Genomic DNA, 18,530 nt, shown 5'->3' with positions numbered 1-18,530 from the left:
GTGCACTTCTGGCAAACTCCGTCCATAACCTCTCTGGCCGGTGGCCGTTGTCGGGAATAACAATGAAACTGCATCAACTACGCGCACTCGTCGCCATCCATGAAACCGGCAGCCTGCAGGACGCCTCCAACGTGCTGCACCTGACCCAGTCCGCCTTGAGCCGGGCAATCAAAGAAATGGAAAACGAGTTGGGCATCACCCTGCTGGTACGCTCGAACAAGGGCATGACCTTGACCGAATACGGCCAGCGCATGCTGGGCCACGCTCGCCAGGCGCTGGAAAGCGTGCGCCGCGCGCGCCAGGAGATCGAAGACATGAAGGGCTTGGTGGTCAGCGAGATCACCATCGGCGTGACCCCGGTCACCGCCATCCTGCAGCCCCTCAAAGACGTGTTGCTGGAGTTCCAGCAGGCCTACCCGCAGGCCTCGTTGCGGGTGCTGGAACTGCGCCCGGCGCAATTGCTGCAACACCTGCGCGATGGCCTGCTGGACTTTGCCGTGACCTCGCAACTACCGGCCAGCACCGTGGGCCTGGACTGGCAGCCACTGCGCCAGATCAACGGTGCGGTAGTGGTGCGCAAGGAGCACCCGTTGCGTAATGTCCGCACGCTGCGCCTGCTGCAGCAATCGCAATGGATCAGCGTGGACCCGTTGGCCGACAACCAGTCGCAATTCAACCAGCTGTTCGAAGCCAGCGCCCTGGCCCGCCCGCGCAAGACCCTGGAATGCACGGCGATGAACCTGGCGATCAAACTGCTGATCGACAGCGACGCCGTCATGATCATGAGCGAACCCGCCCTGGGCCACGACTTGGTGGGCCTGAGCGACATGTCCAAGTACTTGCAGCAGGTGGACATCCAGGAACCGGTGCCCGATTACTTCATTAACTTGGTGTGTGTGAACCGCAGCTACCTGACCAAGACGGCCGGGCAGTTGTTTATTATGTTGCAGCGGGCGTTACAGAACGCCTGAATGGACTCGCCACGTTGATTAACTGACAAGGAACGCCAATGAACCTGGCTCCCCACGGGTTGCTGATATTCAACACGTACTGAGCCAAAGCCTGGTGCTGGGCAGCGAGCAAACCAGCGTGAGTTTCGTGGTGAACCTGCTGATTACCCTGTCGGGGCGGTGTTGGCGGGGTTGTCGGTGCGCATTGCGCTTTGAATCTTTGATGACTGTGGCCCTCGGCCCACTTCACCAATACTCAAGCCCTTGAGCAAAGTGCCCGAAACCCGTCTGCCACAGCCTGTTTCAGTGCCGGCCGATCAGAAAACTCACCTGCCGTTATCAGAAAAAACCATCTCCGGCGCCCACTGGTTACCGATTGCCCCACTGCCAGGGCACCGGGTTTGTGCACGTCGAGTCAAAATTGCCCAGATGTCGACACAGGGGTACGCACAGGCCGGAGCTTTCCCACACTATTGGTGAGGGCCTTGCAGAAATGCCAAGTGCATGACGCTCCAACATGCCCAAAACTGCGCCCACACCGTTCAATCGGGCTCAGGATGACCAGCATGAAGACCACGCCAGCCAGTACCCCTGTCAGCACCATCGGCGCATCGACCGCCACGCCTCAAGCCCGCACCATGCGCCGGGTGGTCATTGCCTCCTCGTTGGGCAACGGCCTGGAGATCTACGATTTCACCGTGTACAGCTTCTTCGCGGTGATCATTGGCCAACTGTTCTTCCCCAATGACTCGGCCCTGGCTTCGCTGCTGATGTCACTGGCGACCTTTGCCGTGGGCTTTCTGATGCGCCCGCTGGGCGCGGTGATCATTGGCCGGGTCGCCGACCGCTGCGGGCGCAAGGCAGCGCTGTCGCTGACCATTGGCTTGATGACCGTGGGCACCGGCTTGATCGCCTTTACTCCCACCTACGCCAGCATCGGCATCACCGCCACCGCGCTGCTGGTGTTCGGTCGCCTGCTGCAGGGGATTTCGGCGGGTGGCGAAGTGGGTACCGCCTCGGCTTTCCTGATGGAATCGGGGCGCACCGACAACCGCTGCTTCATGGTCAGTTGGCAAGGCGCCAGCCAAGGTGCAGCGGCGTTGCTGGGTGCCTTGACCGGCCTGTTGCTGACCAGCAACCTGACCCAGGAGGCCCTGCACAGCTGGGGCTGGCGCGTGCCGTTCGTGATCGGCCTGCTGATCGGGCCGGTGGGCTGGTACATTCGCCAGCACCTGGACGAAACCCACAGCGCCCCGCACAACCCCACGCCACTGGCCGCCCTGCTGCGCAACCAAGGCCGCACCTTGGTGCTGGGCATTTTGTGGATGGCAGCGGCCACCGTGTCCATGTACATGGTGGTGTTCTACATGCCTACCTACCTGGTCAACACCCTGCACTACCCCGGCACCTTCGCCTTCGCCCTGGTGGGCCTGGCCAGCGCGCTGCTGGCGATCATCCCACCGTTCGCCGCGCGCTACGCCGACCGCCTGGCCAGCCGCAAAACCATCCTTTACTGGACGGTGTGCCTGCCGTTGGTGATGGTCTACCCAGCCTTCCTGCTGCTGGGCGGGCAAAGCACCTTGCTGTGCATGCTGGCGATCACCCTGCTGGTGATGCCGCTGGCCGTGGGCGTGGGCCCCAGCCTTGCGATGATGATGGAGGCCTTCCCCCGTGAGCAGCGAGTAACGGGGCTATCGATCATCTACAGCTTTGGCGTGACGATTTTCGGCGGTTTCTCGCCGCTGCTGGTGACCTGGCTGATCGGCGTCACCGGTAACCCGCTGACCCCCGCCTTCTACCTGATCGCGGCGTGCCTGGTGAGCCTGTTTGCCCTGCGCCTGTTTCCAGAACACCCAGGCCGCGACTGATTACTGCCAAAATAAGGAAGCCCCTCCATGACCAACCTGATCATCAAGCAGAACCTGCAAGGCACGGCCGAGCATTTCGCCGTTATCCGCCGCGACATCCACCGTTTTCCGGAGCTGGGCGGTGATACCCAACGCACCTCGGCCCTGGTGGCGGAAATGCTCGGTGCCTGGGGCTATGAAGTGCATGAAGGCGTCGGCGGCCAAGGCGTGGTCGGCGTACTGCGCAAGGGCGACGGCAACCGCACCCTGGGCATTCGCGCCGACATGGACGCCCTGCCGATCCTGGAAAAGAACGGCCTGCCCTGGGCCAGCCAGCACGCCGGGCGCATGCACGCCTGCGGCCACGATGGGCACACCGCGACCTTGCTGGCGGCGGCAGAACAGCTTGCCACCAGCGCCGAGTTCAACGGCACGCTGAACCTGATCTTTCAGCCCGACGAAGAAGGCCTGGCCGGCGCCAAGCTGATGATCGAGGACGACCTGTTCACGCGCTTCCCGTGCGACGCGGTGTACGCCTTCCACAATATGCCGGGCCTGAACGTGGGCCAGGCGGTGGTGCAGGCTGGCGGCCTGATGGCCTCCTCGGAACGGGTGACCATCACCCTGACCGGCCGTGGCGGCCACGGCGCCATGCCCGAGCGCGCGGTGGACCCGATACCGGCCCTGGCCAGTATTATTGCCGCCCTGCAAACCGTGGTGTCACGCAACCTGGCGGCCGACGACGCGGCGGTGATCAGCGTGGGCATGGTGCACGCGGGCACGGCCTACAACATTATCCCGGAAACCGCCCAACTGATGCTCAGCGTGCGCACCGCCGCGCCGCAGATCCGCGACCGCGTGGAAAAGCGCATCCGTGAAATCATCGAAGGCCAAGCCGCAAGTTTCGGCGTAACGGCCCAGGTCGACTACACACTGCTGGCGCCGGTGCTGGTCAATACCGAGGCCGAAACCGAACGCATGCGCGCAGTGGCCCGTAAGGTACTGGGTGAGCACAACGTGCTGAATAAAATGCCGGTACGGCTGATGGGCAGCGAAGACTTTGCCTGGATGCTGCAGGCCCGACCGGGCTGCTATTTCGTGCTAGGCAATGGTACGGGCGAGTTCACCGGGTGCTCGGTGCACAACGACCATTATGATTTCGATGACGCGGTGATACCGCTGGGCGCGGCGTGCTGGGTGGAGTTGGTCGAGGGGTATTTGGCGTAAATCGCGCTGTCTGGTTCGCGGATGAATCCGCTCCTACAAAAGAGCACATTCATCCGCGTCGTTATTAGCGGCTGGATTGGGCGATCAACGCCTTCATCTCGGCCACCGCCGCCTTGAACCCTACGAACAAAGCGTGAGCCACCAGCGCGTGGCCTATGTTCAATTCATTGATGCCCTTGATCGCGGCCACGGCCTGCACGTTGTGGTAATGCAGGCCGTGGCCGGCATTGACGATCAAACCCTGGGCCACGCCAAAGGCCACGCCGTCGGCGATGCGCTTGAGCTCTTCAGCCACCTCGGTCGGATTCTCGGCATCGGCATAACGGCCGGTGTGCAACTCGACCGCGGGTGCGCCGACACGCTTGGATGCGGCGATCTGACGTTCGTCCGGGTCGATGAACAACGACACTTCACAGCCGATCTTGGCCAGGCGCTCGACTGCGGCCTTGATCCGCGCCTCTTGGCCGGCCACGTCGAGGCCGCCTTCGGTGGTCAACTCCTGGCGGGTTTCCGGCACCAGGCAGATGTGCGCCGGGCGGATGCGTTCGGCAAAGGCAAGCATCTCTTCGGTCACGCCCATCTCGAAGTTCATGCGCGTTTGCAGCACGTCCTTGAGCACCAGCACGTCGCGCTCCTGGATGTGCCGGCGGTCTTCGCGCAGGTGCACAGTGATGCCATCGGCGCCCGCTTCTTCGGCGTCCAGTGCGGCTTTGACCGGGTCAGGGTAGCGGGTGCCACGCGCCTGACGCAGGGTGGCCACGTGGTCGATGTTCACGCCAAGAAGAATGCGATTGCTGGTGGTCACGGGAGCGCTCCTAAGGTTTGAGCCCACTAGGATACGGCCAGACTGGCGCCGCGGCTACGGCTTGCGGAACAGTTCGCGGCTGACCAGCGGCTTGCCGCCCAGATGCACGGCCAACGCCTGGCGCATCAGCCGCTTGGCCGCGGCCAACGCGCCGGGCACGGCCCAGTCGGCCTGGGCCATGGCCATCAGCTCGATGCCGTTGAACACGCCAGGTTGCAGCAACCAGATACGCTCAAGGCCCGCGTCGACCTTCAGCCGATACAGCCCGCCTTCCTCGATCGCATCGCCATTGATGTCCTGGTGCAGGGCAAAGCCGTAGCCCAGGCTGTCGAGCAAGCGCCATTCGAAGGAGCGCAGCAACGGCTCCAGTGGTAGGCCGGCGGCCAGCGCCTGCAAGGTCGCGGCGTAGTGATCAAATACGTGGGGGTGCGGGTCTTCGGCGGGCAGCAGGCGGATCAGCAGCTCGTTGAGGTACAAACCGCTAAACAGGGCATCACCGACCATCCAGGCGGCCACGCCCACGCCTTCCATGCGCCCGACGTTCTTCAGCTCGCCCTTGCCACGAAATTCAACTTCCAGGGGCACGAACGGCCGCGCCAAGGTGCCCGCCTTGCCACGGGCGCTGCGCAGCACCGCACGCAGGCGGCCTTGGGGCGTGAGGAAGTCCACCAGCGCACTGCTTTCGCGGTATGCACGGGAGTGGAGCACGTAGGCGGGTTGGGCTTGGGGGGTGGCCATGGCAATCCTGAACCCTGGCACTGTGGGAGCAGCGCTTACTCGCGATAGCCTTTGAGCACGGTGTGCCTGATCGGGCTTCGTCGCAAGCAAGCTTGGCTCCCACAGGGGGGGTATTACTGGTCGTTGTAACCGAGGGAACGCAGGGCGCGTTCGTCGTCGGACCAGCCACCCTTGACCTTGACCCACAGGTTGAGCATGACCTTGGAGTCGAACAGCAGCTCCATGTCCTTGCGCGCTTCGGTGCCGATGCGTTTGATGCGCTCGCCCTTGTCGCCGATGATGATCTTCTTCTGGCCATCACGCTCGACCAGGATCAAGGCGTGGATGTGCAGGGTTTTGCCCTGCTGCTTGAACTCTTCGATCTCGACGGTGATCTGGTACGGCAACTCAGCACCCAGTTGGCGCATGATCTTTTCACGCACCAGCTCTGCGGCCAGGAAGCGGCTGCTGCGGTCGGTGATCTGGTCTTCCGGGAAGAAGTGATCGTTTTCCGGCAGGTGCTTGGCGATCAGGCCTTCCAGCGCCTCGAGGTTGTGCCCCTGCTGCGCGGAAATCGGTACGATCTGCGCGTTCGGCAGTTGCTCCTGAAGCCAGCTCAGGTGCGGCATCAAATCGGCCTTGTCTTCGATGCGGTCGGTCTTGTTGATCGCCAGGATCACCGGGCCCTGCACATACTGCACACGCTCCAGTACCAACTGGTCTTCGTCGGTCCACTTGGTGCGGTCGACCACGAAGATCACCACGTCGACGTCTTTCAACGCCGCCGAAGCGGTCTTGTTCATGTAGCGGTTGAGCGCCTTTTCGTTGCTCTTGTGCATGCCGGGGGTATCGACGTAGATCGCCTGGATCTCGCCCTCGGTCTTGATGCCCAGCATGTTGTGGCGGGTGGTTTGCGGCTTGCGCGAGGTGATTGCCAGCTTTTGACCCAGGATGTGGTTCAGCAGCGTGGATTTGCCCACGTTAGGGCGACCAACGATGGCCACGTAGCCACAGCGGGTTTGAGTTGTTTCAGTCATTGCCATTCTCCACGCCCAGGGCGATCAGTGCTGCAGCGGCCGCTACCTGTTCGGCAATACGACGGCTGACGCCCTGCCCACGGCTTTTTTCGTTCAAAAGGGTGATTTCACATTCGACGAAAAACGTCCGGCAATGCGGTTCGCCCTGGATATCCACCACTTCGTAACGTGGCAGTTCACAGGCACGCGACTGCAGGAACTCTTGCAGGCGGGTCTTGGGGTCTTTGTTGGTGTCGACCAGGGTCAGGCCTTCGAACTCGCCGGTCAGCCAGGCCAATACGCGTTCACGGGCCACTTCCATGCCCGAGTCCAGGTAGATGGCACCAATCAGCGCTTCGAGGGCATCGGCCAGGATCGATTCGCGGCGAAAACCACCGCTTTTCAATTCACCCGAACCCAGGCGCAGGTACTCGCCCAAGTCGAAACCACGGGCCAGCACGGCCAGGGTCTCGCCCTTTACCAGACGGGCCCGCAGGCGCGACAGCTGACCTTCGCGGGCCAGGGGGAAACGCTCGAACAGCGCCTCGCCGGCCACGAAATTGAGGATGGCATCACCCAGAAACTCCAGGCGTTCGTTGTTACGCCCGGCGAAGCTGCGGTGAGTCAAGGCCAGGACCATCAGTTCCTGATCTTTGAAGGTGTAGCCGAGCTGACGCTCGAGACGGCTCAAGGAAACGCTCACGGTTTACGCACGCTGAATTCGTGGTCGAACTTCACCACCAGATCGATGTTCTGGATCAGTGGCTCACGCTCTTCATATTTCAAATGGGCGAGGAACACATTGTCCTCCAATGTCACACTTAACGCCTTGTTCAAATCCACATCCTGAATATTGTTGACCTGCATGCCAGCGCGCACATGGTTGTAAAAGTCGCTGACAGTGCTGATCGGCACGGCCTTCTCGGTTTCCACCGAGCTGATGATTTTTTTCAACGACCAATAGTCGAAGTAGTGCGGCGCCAGTTTCAACCCGGCGCTGAAGGCAAAGCCCAGCACAACCAGGATCAACAAACCGCCCAGCAGCGATACGCCTTTCTGCGAAGTAGCGACGTTCATGCCCGACCTCCCCTTCCTTGCGACGCCAGAAAAGCATTCGGCGCTGCCCCAAGGGCAGCGCCGCGCTCGACTACTTGATCAGGCCCACTCGCGAAAAATTCGGGAAGTGGCCTATCTTCGGTTCCGGCCAACTCATCCAGACCGCGAAGGCCTTGCCGACGATATTGTGGTCCGGGACCATGCCCAGCAGTTCCTTGGGAATCTTGGGGTCATCCCAGTAACGGCTGTCGTTGGAGTTGTCGCGGTTGTCGCCCATCATGAAGTAATGATCGGCGGGCACCGTCCACTCGTTGTCCGGTGGCATGTTGTAGCGACCCATCTGCTGACGAATCAAATGCTCGACGTCACCCAGCTTTTCCTTGTATAGCTCGGCGGTGCCAAGGCTGCCGTTTTCCGTGCCCACCAACTGCTTGGAAACCAGCTGGCCGTTCACGTAGAGCTGCTTGTCCTGGGTGTAGCTGATCTTGTCACCTGGCAGGCCGATGACCCGCTTGATGTAGTTCACGCTCGGGTCGCTGGGGTAACGGAACACCATCACGTCCCCGCGCTGCGGATCACCCACCGGGATCACCTTCTTGTCGATCACCGGCAAGCGGATCCCGTACGAGAATTTGTTCACCAGGATGAAATCGCCCACTTCCAGCGTCGGGATCATCGACCCCGACGGAATCTGGAACGGCTCGACCAGAAACGATCGCAGCACCAGCACGATAAACAGCACCGGGAAGAACGACTTGCCGTACTCCACCAGCATCGGCTCTTTGTTCAACTGCTCGACGACAGCCATCTCGGGGTTACTGACACTGCCCTCGTAGTTGGCGATCGCCGCCTTGCGCTTGGGCGCAAGGACAACCAGATCGAACAGGGCCAGCAAACCGCAGACGGCGACAGCAATGACCAGCAACAGCGGGAAATTTAGTGACATAGGACCTAACTATCCAACCTGAGCACCGCAAGGAAGGCTTCTTGTGGAATTTCCACGTTGCCCACTTGCTTCATGCGTTTTTTACCGGCCTTCTGCTTTTCCAACAGCTTGCGCTTACGGCTCACGTCGCCACCGTAGCATTTGGCCAGTACGTTCTTTCTGAGCGCCTTGACAGTGGTCCGGGCAACGATCTGGCCACCGATGGCGGCCTGGATCGCAACGTCGAACATCTGCCGAGGAATCAGTTCTTTCATCTTCTCGGTCAGCGCGCGGCCTTTGTAGTGGGCGTTGTCGCGGTGCACGATCAGGGCCAAGGCATCGACCTTCTCGGCGTTGATCAGCACGTCCAGCTTGACCAGGTTAGCCGACTGGTAACGGTCGAAATGATAGTCCAGCGAAGCATAGCCACGGCTGGTGGACTTCAGGCGGTCGAAGAAGTCCAGCACCACTTCGTTCATCGGCAGGTCGTAGGTGACCTGCACCTGGCTGCCAAGGAACAGCATGTCGTGTTGCACGCCGCGCTTCTCGATGCACAGGGTGATGACGTTGCCCAGATGCTCCTGCGGTACCAGGATATTGGCCCGCACGATCGGTTCGCGCATGTCTTCGATGGCCGACAGGTCAGGCAGCTTGGACGGGTTGTCGACGTAGATGGTCTCGCCGTTCTTGAGCAACAGCTCGAAGATTACCGTCGGCGCGGTGGTGATCAGGTCCAGGTCGTATTCGCGCTCCAGGCGCTCCTGGATGATCTCCATGTGCAGCATGCCCAGGAACCCGCAACGGAAGCCGAAGCCCAGGGCGTCGGAGCTTTCCGGGGTGTACTGCAGGGAGCTGTCGTTGAGGGTCAGCTTCTGCAGGGCTTCGCGAAAGTCCTCGAAGTCATCGGAGCTGACCGGGAACAGACCGGCGTAGACCTGGGGCTGAATGCGCTTGAAGCCTGGCAACACGTCGACGTCCGGCGTGGTGTTCAAGGTCAGGGTGTCACCTACCGGTGCACCGTGGATGTCCTTGATGCCGGCGATGATGAAGCCCACTTCGCCGGCTTTCAGGTCAACGGTGGCGGTGTGCTTGGGGTTGAATACACCGACGCTGTCCACCAGGTGGATCTTGCCGGTGGATTTGACCAGAATCTTGTCGCCCTTTTTCACGCGGCCATGGCGCACGCGTACCAGGGACACAACGCCCAGGTAGTTGTCGAACCAGGAGTCGATGATCAACGCTTGCAGCGGATCTTCGATGTTGCCGGTTGGCGCGGGGATGGTGGTCACCAGGCGCTCGAGCACTTCGTCGACACCCAGGCCCGTTTTGGCGCTGCAGGTGACGGCGTCGGTGGCGTCGATGCCGATGATCTTCTCGATTTCTTCTTTCACGCGATCAGGATCGGCCTGCGGCAGGTCGATCTTGTTCAGCACCGGCATGACCTCAAGGCCCTGCTCGATGGCGGTGTAGCAGTTGGCAACCGACTGTGCCTCGACGCCTTGACCGGCATCGACCACCAGCAGCGCACCTTCGCAGGCCGCCAGCGAACGGCTGACTTCGTAGGTGAAGTCGACGTGGCCGGGGGTGTCAATGAAGTTCAGCTGGTAGGTGACACCGTCTTTTGCCTTGTAATACAGGGTAACGCTGTGGGCCTTGATGGTGATGCCGCGCTCGCGCTCAAGGTCCATGGAGTCCAATACCTGGGCTTCCATTTCGCGCTCGGCGAGGCCACCGCACATCTGAATGAACCGATCGGCCAGCGTCGACTTGCCGTGGTCAATGTGGGCGATGATGGAGAAATTGCGGATATGACTCAAATCACTCACGGATCAACACTCAAAAAGGCTGCGGGCCGGACGCCCAACGAAAAATAGCCGGGAATTGTACCTGAATAACGGTTGCATGGGGAAATTGGGGTTCCTTGGCAGATGTGGCGCCCGGTTCGCGGATAAATCCGCTCCTACAGGGGGGGCTGCGTAGGAGCGGATTTATCCGCGAACCGGGCACTCCAGTGCTCCAGGCCCAAAAAAGCGACCCGAAGGTCGCTTTTCCAGTTACTCGTTCAGCTTGAACGTGATGAAACTGGCACGCCCCTGTCGCAGCACGCGCATGGACACCGAACGATTCTTCGGCAGGCCCTGTGCCACGTCTGTGAACTCCTTGGCCGAACCGATGGCCTGGTTGTTCAGGTGGGTGATCACGTCACCCGGCTGCAGGCCGATCATTGCGGCTGGGCCGTCCTGGATGTCCTTGATCAGCACGCCCCCCTTGAGGTCCAGGGTCTTTTTCTGATCGGCGGTCAGGTCGGCCACCGAAACACCCAGGCGGTTGCTGCTGCGCTCGGCGCCGGCTTTTGGGTTGTCGCCCAGCTCCGGATCTTCATCCGGCAGCGCACCGACCGTCACGGTCAGGGTTTTGCGCTTGCCCTCGCGGATCACTTCCAGGTTGGCCTTGGTGCCCTCTTTCAGGCTACCGACCAGATGCGGCAAGTCGGCCGACATGTCGATCGGCTGGCCGTTCATGCTCAGGATCACGTCACCTACCTGCACGCCACCCTTGGCCGCCGGGCCGTCTTCCATCACCTGGGCTACCAGCGCGCCGGCTGGTTTGTCCAGGCCGAAGGATTCAGCCAGGTCTTTGTTGACCTCCTGGATCACCACGCCGAGCCAGCCGCGGCTGACCTTGCCGTCTTTCTTCAGCTGATTGGCCACATCCATCGCCACGTCGATCGGGATGGCGAACGACAGGCCCATGAAGCCGCCGGAGCGGGTGAAGATCTGCGAGTTGATGCCCACGACTTCGCCATTCATGTTGAACAGCGGGCCACCGGAGTTACCCGGGTTGATGGCAACGTCGGTCTGGATGAACGGCACATAGGTGTCGTTAGGCAGGGTGCGGCCCTTGGCGCTGACGATACCCTTGGTAACCGAGTGATCGAAGCCGAACGGCGAGCCAATGGCCAGCACCCACTCCCCGACCTTCAGCTTGTCGGAATCACCCAACTTGACGGTCGGCAGATTCTTGCCTTCGATCTTCAACACGGCCACGTCGGTTCGCGGGTCGGTGCCCACCAACTTGGCCTTGAGTTCGCTGCGGTCGGACAGGCGCACGACGATTTCGTCGGCATCTTCGATTACGTGGTTGTTGGTAAGCACATAGCCATCATCGGAAATGATGAAACCGGAGCCCAGCGACTGAGTCTGGCGCTGGCGGTCGCCGCGAGGCGAGTTGGGCGAACCGGGCTGGCGCGGCATGTTGCGGAAGAAATCCCGGAACGCCGGCGGCAGGCCTTCCAGGTCCGGCATCTGGCTGTCGGCGACCTTACGGTCCGGCAGCTTCTGCGTGGTACTGATATTGACCACGGCCGGCGAGGCTTGCTCGACCAGGGTGGTGAAGTCAGGCAGTGCCTCGGCCTGGGCGTTGACCACCTGCCCGAACAGCAGCACGGCGGCAAACAAGGACAGATAAGGCTTCAAGCGTGGTATCGACATACGGCTCCCGTTAACAACGAGCATGGTTAAGCAATTGGGACCAGCAGGCACAAAAAACCCGGGCTGCACTCGATGAGTGCTGACCGGGCCTGGTTGATCATCCGTGCTGATCCTGAAACGACAAACAAGGCCAGACCCTTGAGGGTCTGACCTATAGAAAAAATCCGGGGGAGTTGCAAGCTAGATGACCTAAATTTCATCTGGGAAATTCAGTCTAAACGTGTCGGATCGCGCTGGCGGGCAGCGCGCGATGCCAAGGGCGAGGCCTTGGCACGGCCATTTCACTGCTTGGCCTGCCCATCTTGGGCGCGCATCGACAGGGCGATTCGCTCGGCCGTGCCAATCGGAATTTCACCCACCACAGTCACCATCACGTCCCCCTTAGGGGTGGTCAGGTGGCGCGACACGGCGACGGTCGGGCCCAATTGCGTGCGGGTATCGGTGCCGGTGGTGCCGTTCAGGGGTTCCAGGAACACCGAGAAGCGCGCAAGGCCATCGTCATACATCAGGCTGCTGACGGTGGTCTTGGTATTTTCGTCCTTGCGTACCGAACTGCTGGCCAACTCGAAACCGGGCGGTAGCCAATCCGAGCGCCAACCGGTGCTGACATTGCTCGCCTGCTTGGCAACTGCGGGGCCGATGGCCTTGCAGTTGTCGCTGGGCTTGAGGTCAGTATCGGTGGGGACGGTGTCGCTCAGCGAAGTGAACTGGAAGCGCTCCAGCAATCGCCCCTTGTCGTCCAGCAGCAACGACTTGAGTGGCAAACCGGTTTGCTTGTCCAGGTGCAATTCAAAACCATAGCGATGCTGATCCTTGGGGCTCAGCGTCACGATGACTGCGTCCCTGCCCGCCACACGTGACTCCCCGGCGACCTTGAGGTCGTACCAGGACATCAGCTTCAGCGGGTCAAGCACACGGCTGGAGGAATCAGGTGCTTCGCTCACACCCGGAACCAGGGCACCGCTCACGCATTGCGTACGACCGTCCACCCGCACCACTTCCTGGGCGGAGCCATCGAGCTGTAGTAAACGCTCGTCGACCTTGCCGTTCAGGGCTCGATGCCAGATATCGTGGGTAGAGAAACTGCCGTTGCGTTCGTAAACGAAAGTGCCTTGGAAACTCTGCTTTTGCTCGGCCTGCGCCAGGCGGTTAAGCCATTGGGAAGCGTCGTCTGCAGCAAAGGCAGGGACGCTCAGGCAAGTACCGAGCAAGAGCGGTAGTAGAGGTATGGCGCGCATGATCCTCCTTAGCGGTTTTCCAGGCTGGCGGCACGTGCGTAGGGCAGCGCGCTTTCAGTACCTTTCAGTGCAGCTTCCTGTGCATGTTGACGCAGGTAACCTGGCAGACGCGGATCGTGCGCACCGGCCTGACCTTGCAATACACCGTTAGCCATGGGGCCTGTGGCCTGGTCATTGCTTTCAGTGTAGCCCGCCAATACGGCCGGCCCTTGTACCTGTGGCACATTCAGCGTCGGCTGAGCCGGCTGCTGCTGAGCCAATTGCTGGGCACCGGTCACTTCGTCCTGGTTGTACAGGCGTACACCTGCCAACACGGCAACGGTTACCGAAGCGGCAACAGCCAGGCGGCCAATGCTGCGCCACGGGCCGCTCTTGGCCTTTACGGGAGCCACTTCGTCGGCCAGCGCAGCCGAAACGGCGGCAGCCAGGTCCAGGCGTGGGTCCAGCAAATCCTTATGCATTACTGCACGGGCAATCTGGTAACGGTTCCAGGTTGCACGGGTGTCAGAATCGTCCAGGGCGTTGATAACCCGGCGTAATTCCAGTTCGTCCGCTTCGTTATCCATCACCGCGGACAGCGATTCCTGCAAAGCTTCACGACTCATGGCGGTTCCTCTCTTGGCTGTCGCCGCTGTCTCAGGTTTCCTGCAACAAAGGCTGCAAGGCTTTATCGATGGCCTCCCGAGCGCGGAAAATCCGGGAGCGCACGGTGCCAACCGGACACTGCATGACGCTCGCAATGTCCTCGTAACTCAGACCATCAAATTCACGTAAAGTTAGCGCCGTACGCAAATCTTCTGGCAGTTGCTGGATGGTCCGATGGACAGTGCCTTCGATCTCATCGCGTAGCAACGCACGCTCCGGTGACTCCAGATCCTTCAGGCCATGATCGCCGTCGTAGAACTCGGCATCCTCAGAACTCACATCACTGTCTGGCGGCCTGCGACCGCGGGAAACCAAATAGTTTTTCGCCGTGTTAATGGCGATTCGATACAGCCAGGTGTAGAACGCACTGTCGCCGCGAAAATTCCCCAGCGCTCGATAGGCCTTGATAAAGGCCTCCTGCGCCACATCCTGGGCTTCATGGGTGTCGTGCACGAAACGCACGATCAACCCGAGAATCTTGTGCTGATACTTCAGCACCAACAGATCGAAAGCTCGCCGGTCGCCGCGCTGAACGCGCTCTACCAGCTGCTGATCCTCTTCCTGGGTTAGCATGAACACTCCTCGGTGGTCTTGAAGGAGCGTTGCTTCAGCCATCGTTCAGGCTTGCAAACATAGACTCGGGCTTTTCGCAAAAGTTCTCCCCTCCAAACAAGTTTCCTGCAGGCGGTCATTCCGGCCTACACGAAAAACGCCGCTCGGTCATGGCCGGCTGCGTCAATAATCTTGTCGTCGAATCCGCTTGCGGTGCCAAGTTTTCAGCACCACCCATGGCCGACGCTGTTCCCGTACTATGGGTAACCCCTTATGGATACCGGGCGCTTGCGGAAAGTTCCCATGATTTTGCGGGGTTACCCAGGACATTCTGTCAAAAATCGCCGATACGCGATTGTTTCAGCCATGAAACAGCCTTGTGGGTCGCGATCGGGCGGTAACCCGTTGGTCAGGCACCGTGGTTTCAGAATGCCATGAGGGCGACGCTATTGTGCCGTTCGCCCTCTCTATATACTAGTGGGCCCCGCACCTGAGCGCCGGCCCGCTACCAAATGAGCATTGCGCTTGCCTACCGGGGTGAACGAGACTTCGCCCTCTCGCTTGAAACCCAATAAAAACAGCAACGGTCGTATTCGCGGAATTCACCCATGAGCCAGCAGTATCAGCATGACGTTCTAGTGATTGGCAGCGGCGCCGCCGGCCTGAGCCTGGCCCTTAATCTGCCGGGCCATCTGCGCATCGCCGTGTTGAGCAAGGGTGACCTGGCCAATGGCTCGACCTTTTGGGCACAGGGCGGCGTGGCCGCGGTGCTCGATGACACCGACACCGTGCAGTCCCATGTCGAGGACACCCTGAACGCTGGCGGCGGGTTGTGCCATGAAGACGCGGTGCGCTTCACCGTGGAGCACAGCCGCGAAGCCATCCAGTGGCTCATCGACCAGGGCGTGCCGTTTACCCGCGACGACGACCCGGACCACGACGAAAACGCCTTCGAGTTCCACCTGACCCGCGAAGGCGGCCACAGCCACCGGCGCATCATCCATGCCGCCGACGCCACCGGCGCCGCGATTTTCACCACGCTGCTGGCCCAGGCGCGCCTGCGGCCGAACATCGAACTGCTGGAACAGCGCGTGGCCGTGGACCTGATCACCGAGCGCCGCCTGGGCCAGACCGGCGAGCGCTGCCTGGGTGCTTATGTACTGAACCGCACCACCGGCGAGGTCGACACCTACGGCGCACGCTTCACGGTGCTGGCCTCAGGCGGCGCGGCCAAGGTGTACCTCTACACCAGCAACCCCGACGGCGCCTGCGGCGATGGCATCGCCATGGCCTGGCGTGCCGGTTGCCGGGTAGCCAACCTTGAGTTCAACCAGTTCCACCCCACCTGCCTGTACCACCCGCAGGCCAAGAGTTTCCTGGTGACCGAAGCCCTGCGCGGCGAAGGTGCGTTGCTCAAGCTGCCCAACGGCGAGCGCTTCATGCCGCGCTTCGATGAGCGCGCCGAACTGGCCCCACGGGACATCGTGGCCCGGGCCATCGACCATGAAATGAAACGCCTGGGCGTGGACTGCGTGTACCTGGACATCAGCCACAAGCCCGCCGAATTCGTCAAAGCGCACTTCCCCACCGTGTACGAGCGCTGCCTGGCGTTTGGCATCGACATTACCCGCCAGCCGATCCCCGTGGTACCCGCCGCGCATTACACCTGCGGCGGCGTGATGGTCGACGATCAAGGCCGCACCGACGTGCCCGGCCTGTACGCCATCGGCGAAACCAGCTTCACCGGCCTGCATGGCGCCAACCGCATGGCCAGCAACTCGCTGCTCGAATGCTTCGTGTATGGCCGCTCGGCTGCCACCCACATCATCGAGCAACTGGGCCACACGCCCATGCCCGAGCAACTGCCCGGCTGGGATGCAAGCCAGGTGACCGACTCGGACGAGGACGTGATCATCGCGCACAACTGGGACGAACTGCGGCGGTTCATGTGGGACTACGTGGGGATCGTGCGCACCACCAAGCGCCTGCAACGCGCCGAACACCGGGTGCGCCTGCTGCTGGACGAGATCGACGAGTTCTACAGCAACTACAAGGTCAGCCGCGACCTGATCGAGTTGCGCAACCTGGCCCAGGTGGCCGAGCTGATGATCCGCTCGGCCATGCAGCGCAAGGAAAGTCGTGGCTTGCACTACACGCTGGATTACCCGGACATGCTGCCCGAGGCGCTGGACACTATTCTGACGCCGCCCACCTTCGGCGACTGAACTTGAGCCGCAAGCGCAGGCGCCGGTGTTGATCCGGCGCCAACGCGTCGGCGGGGATGCATAGCCCCTGCCCCCACCACCGGCCCTTGCGGCGAAAACGCAACACCACCAGCCCTGGCAATGCCAGGCTGTCGGGCAGCAATTGCACCGGTTGCCAACCGTCACGGGCACACCACAGCGCCCAGCCGTCAGGGCTGCGACGCAAACGGGTATAGGCGTGGGGGTGGCTGAGCAGCACTTGCCGTGGCAACACCCAGGCCCCATGGGCCAGGCACAGCAATACGCCAGCGAAGGTCAACAAGAAGGGAATATCGAGCAGCAGCAAGGCGATCAGTGCCAGCCCCTGAGCCGCCAGGTACGCCGCCAGCAACCGCCCCGAGGCGCGCCAGCGGCATTCGAAGCGGTCACTTGGGCTGGACACGGTCCAGGATCATGCGAACCATGCGCTGCAGCTCAGGGTCTTCGGACTCGGCGCGTTCCATGAACCAGCCGAACATGTCCTGGTCTTCGCACTCCAGCAGACGGCGATACACGTCGCGGTCGACATCGTTGAGGTGCGCGTAGACCTCACGGACAAAAGGCACCAGCAACACGTCCAGTTCCAGCATGCCGCGGCGGCTGTGCCAGTAGAGTCGGTTGAGTTCAACATCTTCGACCATGGAGCTCTCCTCAAATAGGCGGCCAGTATACAGAGCTGAACGCAAGGGGGCATGTCCATACGACTCTTGTAGCAAAGTGAAAGCGCGGTGGCCTTTACGCGGATAAATCCGCGCCTAAGGGCCCGTGTATCCGCGAACCCGGGCCCCCTTACCCAATCGTCGCCTACCTATTTTCCCACCGCCGCTCTATGATGGTGCCCAGTCTTTTAGCCCTTGCGATCTCCCATGGCCGATTCCGCTTTTTTCTGCACGCTCACCCATGAAGGCGTTCTCGCCGTCCGCGGCTCCGATGCCGGCAAGTTTTTGCAGGGCCAGTTGACCTGCAACATCAACTACCTCAACGACACCACCGCCAGCCTGGGCGCGCGCTGCACGCAAAAGGGTCGCATGCAGTCCAGCTTCCGCATCCTGCTGCAAGGCGACGGCTGCCTGCTGGCCATGGCCCGCGAGCTGATCGAACCGCAACTGGCGGACCTGAAAAAGTACGCGGTGTTTTCCAAGTCCAAGCTCACCGACGAGAGTGCTGCCTGGGTGCGATTGGGCTTGAGCGAAGCGGATCAAGTACTGAGCGAACTGGGCCTGGAACTGCCACAAGACACTCACAGCGTGGCCCGCCACGACGATTTGATCGCCATTCGCGTGTCGCCAGCGCGCGCCGAACTCTGGGTTGCTGCCGAGCAAGCCGATGCCATCAAGGCCCGTTTGTCGGCCAGCCTGGCCGAAGGCGATCTCAATGCCTGGCTACTGGGGCAGGTGCGCGCCGGTGTTGCCCAGGTGATGCCCGAAACCCGCGAAACCTTCATCCCGCAAATGCTCAACCTGCAAGCCGTGGGCGGCGTCAGCTTCAAGAAGGGCTGCTACACCGGCCAGGAAATCGTCGCGCGCATGCAGTACCTGGGTAAGCTCAAGCGTCGCCTGTACCGCCTGAGCCTGGCCGGCGATGAACTGCCGCTGCCGGGGGCCGCGCTGTTTTCACCCAAACACAACAGCGCCATCGGTGAGGTCGCCCTGGCTGCCCGTGCCGACGGTGGCGTTGAACTCCTGGCGGTGCTTCAAGCCGAGGCCGTGGAGGATGGCAACATCCACCTGGGCAGCCTGGAAGGCGCGCCCCTGCAACTGCTCGACCTGCCTTACACACTGGACCGCGACCGCGAGATTCAGCGTTAAGCTTTTTAGA

18 protein-coding genes are annotated in these 18,530 nt (G+C 61.5%); 5 read left to right on the top strand and 13 right to left on the bottom strand.

Annotated features, from left to right (window positions below; translation table 11 throughout):
• Nucleotides 1-62 precede the first annotated feature (62 nt).
• From L9B60_RS17470 to L9B60_RS17460, 3 genes are all read left to right on the top strand, one after another.
• Complete coding sequence (locus L9B60_RS17470; RefSeq protein WP_249672007.1) at nt 63-971, top strand: LysR family transcriptional regulator; 909 nt, start codon at nt 63-65, stop codon at nt 969-971.
• 545 nt (nt 972-1,516) lie between these two features.
• The gene (locus L9B60_RS17465) at nt 1,517-2,818 is read left to right on the top strand and encodes an MFS transporter (RefSeq protein WP_249672006.1); all 1,302 of its coding nucleotides are present in this window, start codon (nt 1,517-1,519) and stop codon (nt 2,816-2,818) included.
• 27 nt (nt 2,819-2,845) lie between these two features.
• A complete protein-coding gene (locus tag L9B60_RS17460) occupies nt 2,846-4,024 on the top strand; it encodes a M20 aminoacylase family protein (protein ID WP_249672005.1) in 1,179 nt (392 codons plus the stop codon).
• Nucleotides 4,025-4,088: 64 nt separating this feature from the next.
• On the opposite strand, the gene pdxJ is transcribed toward L9B60_RS17460, so the two are convergent.
• The 11 genes from pdxJ to rpoE all read right to left on the bottom strand — a co-directional run bounded on the left by pdxJ (nt 4,089) and on the right by rpoE (nt 14,490).
• Nucleotides 4,089-4,829, bottom strand: a complete 741-nt coding sequence (gene pdxJ, locus L9B60_RS17455; protein ID WP_249672004.1) for a pyridoxine 5'-phosphate synthase — start codon at nt 4,827-4,829, stop codon at nt 4,089-4,091.
• A 54-nt stretch (nt 4,830-4,883) separates the two neighbouring features.
• Entirely contained in the window at nt 4,884-5,567 is a 684-nt protein-coding gene (gene recO, locus L9B60_RS17450) for a DNA repair protein RecO (protein ID WP_249672003.1), read from the bottom strand.
• A 113-nt stretch (nt 5,568-5,680) separates the two neighbouring features.
• Nucleotides 5,681-6,583, bottom strand: a complete 903-nt coding sequence (gene era / locus L9B60_RS17445) for a GTPase Era (protein ID WP_249672002.1) — start codon at nt 6,581-6,583, stop codon at nt 5,681-5,683.
• Nucleotides 6,576-7,265 (bottom strand): ribonuclease III, encoded by a 690-nt coding sequence (rnc, locus tag L9B60_RS17440; RefSeq protein WP_249672001.1) that lies wholly within the window; start codon nt 7,263-7,265, stop codon nt 6,576-6,578. The genes era and rnc overlap by 8 nt, the downstream gene beginning before the upstream one ends.
• The gene (locus tag L9B60_RS17435) at nt 7,262-7,639 is read right to left on the bottom strand and encodes a DUF4845 domain-containing protein (protein WP_249672000.1); all 378 of its coding nucleotides are present in this window, start codon (nt 7,637-7,639) and stop codon (nt 7,262-7,264) included. The genes rnc and L9B60_RS17435 overlap by 4 nt, the downstream gene beginning before the upstream one ends.
• Before the next feature lie 70 nt (nt 7,640-7,709).
• The gene (lepB, locus tag L9B60_RS17430) at nt 7,710-8,564 is read right to left on the bottom strand and encodes a signal peptidase I (RefSeq protein ID WP_249671999.1); all 855 of its coding nucleotides are present in this window, start codon (nt 8,562-8,564) and stop codon (nt 7,710-7,712) included.
• A 5-nt stretch (nt 8,565-8,569) separates the two neighbouring features.
• Complete coding sequence (gene lepA / locus L9B60_RS17425) at nt 8,570-10,369, bottom strand: translation elongation factor 4 (protein WP_249671998.1); 1,800 nt, start codon at nt 10,367-10,369, stop codon at nt 8,570-8,572.
• Between the two features lie 228 nt (nt 10,370-10,597).
• The gene (locus tag L9B60_RS17420) at nt 10,598-12,034 is read right to left on the bottom strand and encodes a DegQ family serine endoprotease (protein ID WP_249671997.1); all 1,437 of its coding nucleotides are present in this window, start codon (nt 12,032-12,034) and stop codon (nt 10,598-10,600) included.
• A 281-nt stretch (nt 12,035-12,315) separates the two neighbouring features.
• On the bottom strand, nt 12,316-13,272 hold the full coding sequence (locus L9B60_RS17415; protein ID WP_249671996.1) for a MucB/RseB C-terminal domain-containing protein: 957 nt from the start codon (nt 13,270-13,272) through the stop codon (nt 12,316-12,318).
• Between the two features lie 8 nt (nt 13,273-13,280).
• The gene (locus tag L9B60_RS17410; protein ID WP_249671995.1) at nt 13,281-13,877 is read right to left on the bottom strand and encodes an RseA family anti-sigma factor; all 597 of its coding nucleotides are present in this window, start codon (nt 13,875-13,877) and stop codon (nt 13,281-13,283) included.
• Nucleotides 13,878-13,908: 31 nt separating this feature from the next.
• Complete coding sequence (gene rpoE / locus L9B60_RS17405; RefSeq protein WP_010220971.1) at nt 13,909-14,490, bottom strand: RNA polymerase sigma factor RpoE/AlgU; 582 nt, start codon at nt 14,488-14,490, stop codon at nt 13,909-13,911.
• A gap of 587 nt (nt 14,491-15,077) precedes the next feature.
• Here rpoE and nadB point away from each other — a divergent pair.
• Nucleotides 15,078-16,694, top strand: coding sequence for an L-aspartate oxidase (gene nadB, locus L9B60_RS17400; protein WP_249671994.1), 1,617 nt, complete (start codon nt 15,078-15,080; stop codon nt 16,692-16,694).
• On the opposite strand, the gene L9B60_RS17395 is transcribed toward nadB, so the two are convergent.
• Both L9B60_RS17395 and L9B60_RS17390 read right to left on the bottom strand, forming a co-directional pair.
• Nucleotides 16,663-17,115, bottom strand: a complete 453-nt coding sequence (locus L9B60_RS17395; RefSeq protein WP_249671993.1) for a protein YgfX — start codon at nt 17,113-17,115, stop codon at nt 16,663-16,665. The genes nadB and L9B60_RS17395 overlap by 32 nt on opposite strands.
• A complete protein-coding gene (locus L9B60_RS17390) occupies nt 17,099-17,353 on the bottom strand; it encodes an FAD assembly factor SdhE (RefSeq protein ID WP_249671992.1) in 255 nt (84 codons plus the stop codon). The genes L9B60_RS17395 and L9B60_RS17390 overlap by 17 nt, the downstream gene beginning before the upstream one ends.
• A 225-nt stretch (nt 17,354-17,578) precedes the next feature.
• Here L9B60_RS17390 and ygfZ point away from each other — a divergent pair, with 225 nt between their 5' ends.
• The gene (gene ygfZ / locus L9B60_RS17385) at nt 17,579-18,520 is read left to right on the top strand and encodes a CAF17-like 4Fe-4S cluster assembly/insertion protein YgfZ (protein ID WP_249671991.1); all 942 of its coding nucleotides are present in this window, start codon (nt 17,579-17,581) and stop codon (nt 18,518-18,520) included.
• The last annotated feature ends 10 nt before the right edge of the window (nt 18,521-18,530 follow it).

Origin of the sequence: Pseudomonas abieticivorans, from assembly GCF_023509015.1 — a bacterium.
Classification (GTDB): Bacteria; Pseudomonadota; Gammaproteobacteria; order Pseudomonadales; family Pseudomonadaceae; genus Aquipseudomonas; species Aquipseudomonas abieticivorans.
Note: the sequence above shows the minus strand (reverse complement) of the source record. Positions and strands in the feature narration are given on the sequence as shown.

Bases quoted from the DNA above. Each gene is read 5' to 3' on its own strand.
- L9B60_RS17470 (WP_249672007.1), top strand. From the start codon at position 63: ATGAAACTGCATCAACTACGCGCACTCGTCGCCATCCATGAAACCGGC.
- L9B60_RS17465 (WP_249672006.1), top strand. From the start codon at position 1,517: ATGAAGACCACGCCAGCCAGTACCCCTGTCAGCACCATCGGCGCATCG.
- L9B60_RS17460 (WP_249672005.1), top strand. From the start codon at position 2,846: ATGACCAACCTGATCATCAAGCAGAACCTGCAAGGCACGGCCGAGCAT.
- recO (WP_249672003.1), bottom strand. From the start codon at position 5,567: ATGGCCACCCCCCAAGCCCAACCCGCCTACGTGCTCCACTCCCGTGCA.
- era (WP_249672002.1), bottom strand. From the start codon at position 6,583: ATGACTGAAACAACTCAAACCCGCTGTGGCTACGTGGCCATCGTTGGT.
- L9B60_RS17435 (WP_249672000.1), bottom strand. From the start codon at position 7,639: ATGAACGTCGCTACTTCGCAGAAAGGCGTATCGCTGCTGGGCGGTTTG.
- lepB (WP_249671999.1), bottom strand. From the start codon at position 8,564: ATGTCACTAAATTTCCCGCTGTTGCTGGTCATTGCTGTCGCCGTCTGC.
- L9B60_RS17420 (WP_249671997.1), bottom strand. From the start codon at position 12,034: ATGTCGATACCACGCTTGAAGCCTTATCTGTCCTTGTTTGCCGCCGTG.
- L9B60_RS17415 (WP_249671996.1), bottom strand. From the start codon at position 13,272: ATGCGCGCCATACCTCTACTACCGCTCTTGCTCGGTACTTGCCTGAGC.
- L9B60_RS17410 (WP_249671995.1), bottom strand. From the start codon at position 13,877: ATGAGTCGTGAAGCTTTGCAGGAATCGCTGTCCGCGGTGATGGATAAC.
- rpoE (WP_010220971.1), bottom strand. From the start codon at position 14,490: ATGCTAACCCAGGAAGAGGATCAGCAGCTGGTAGAGCGCGTTCAGCGC.
- nadB (WP_249671994.1), top strand. From the start codon at position 15,078: ATGAGCCAGCAGTATCAGCATGACGTTCTAGTGATTGGCAGCGGCGCC.
- L9B60_RS17390 (WP_249671992.1), bottom strand. From the start codon at position 17,353: ATGGTCGAAGATGTTGAACTCAACCGACTCTACTGGCACAGCCGCCGC.
- ygfZ (WP_249671991.1), top strand. From the start codon at position 17,579: ATGGCCGATTCCGCTTTTTTCTGCACGCTCACCCATGAAGGCGTTCTC.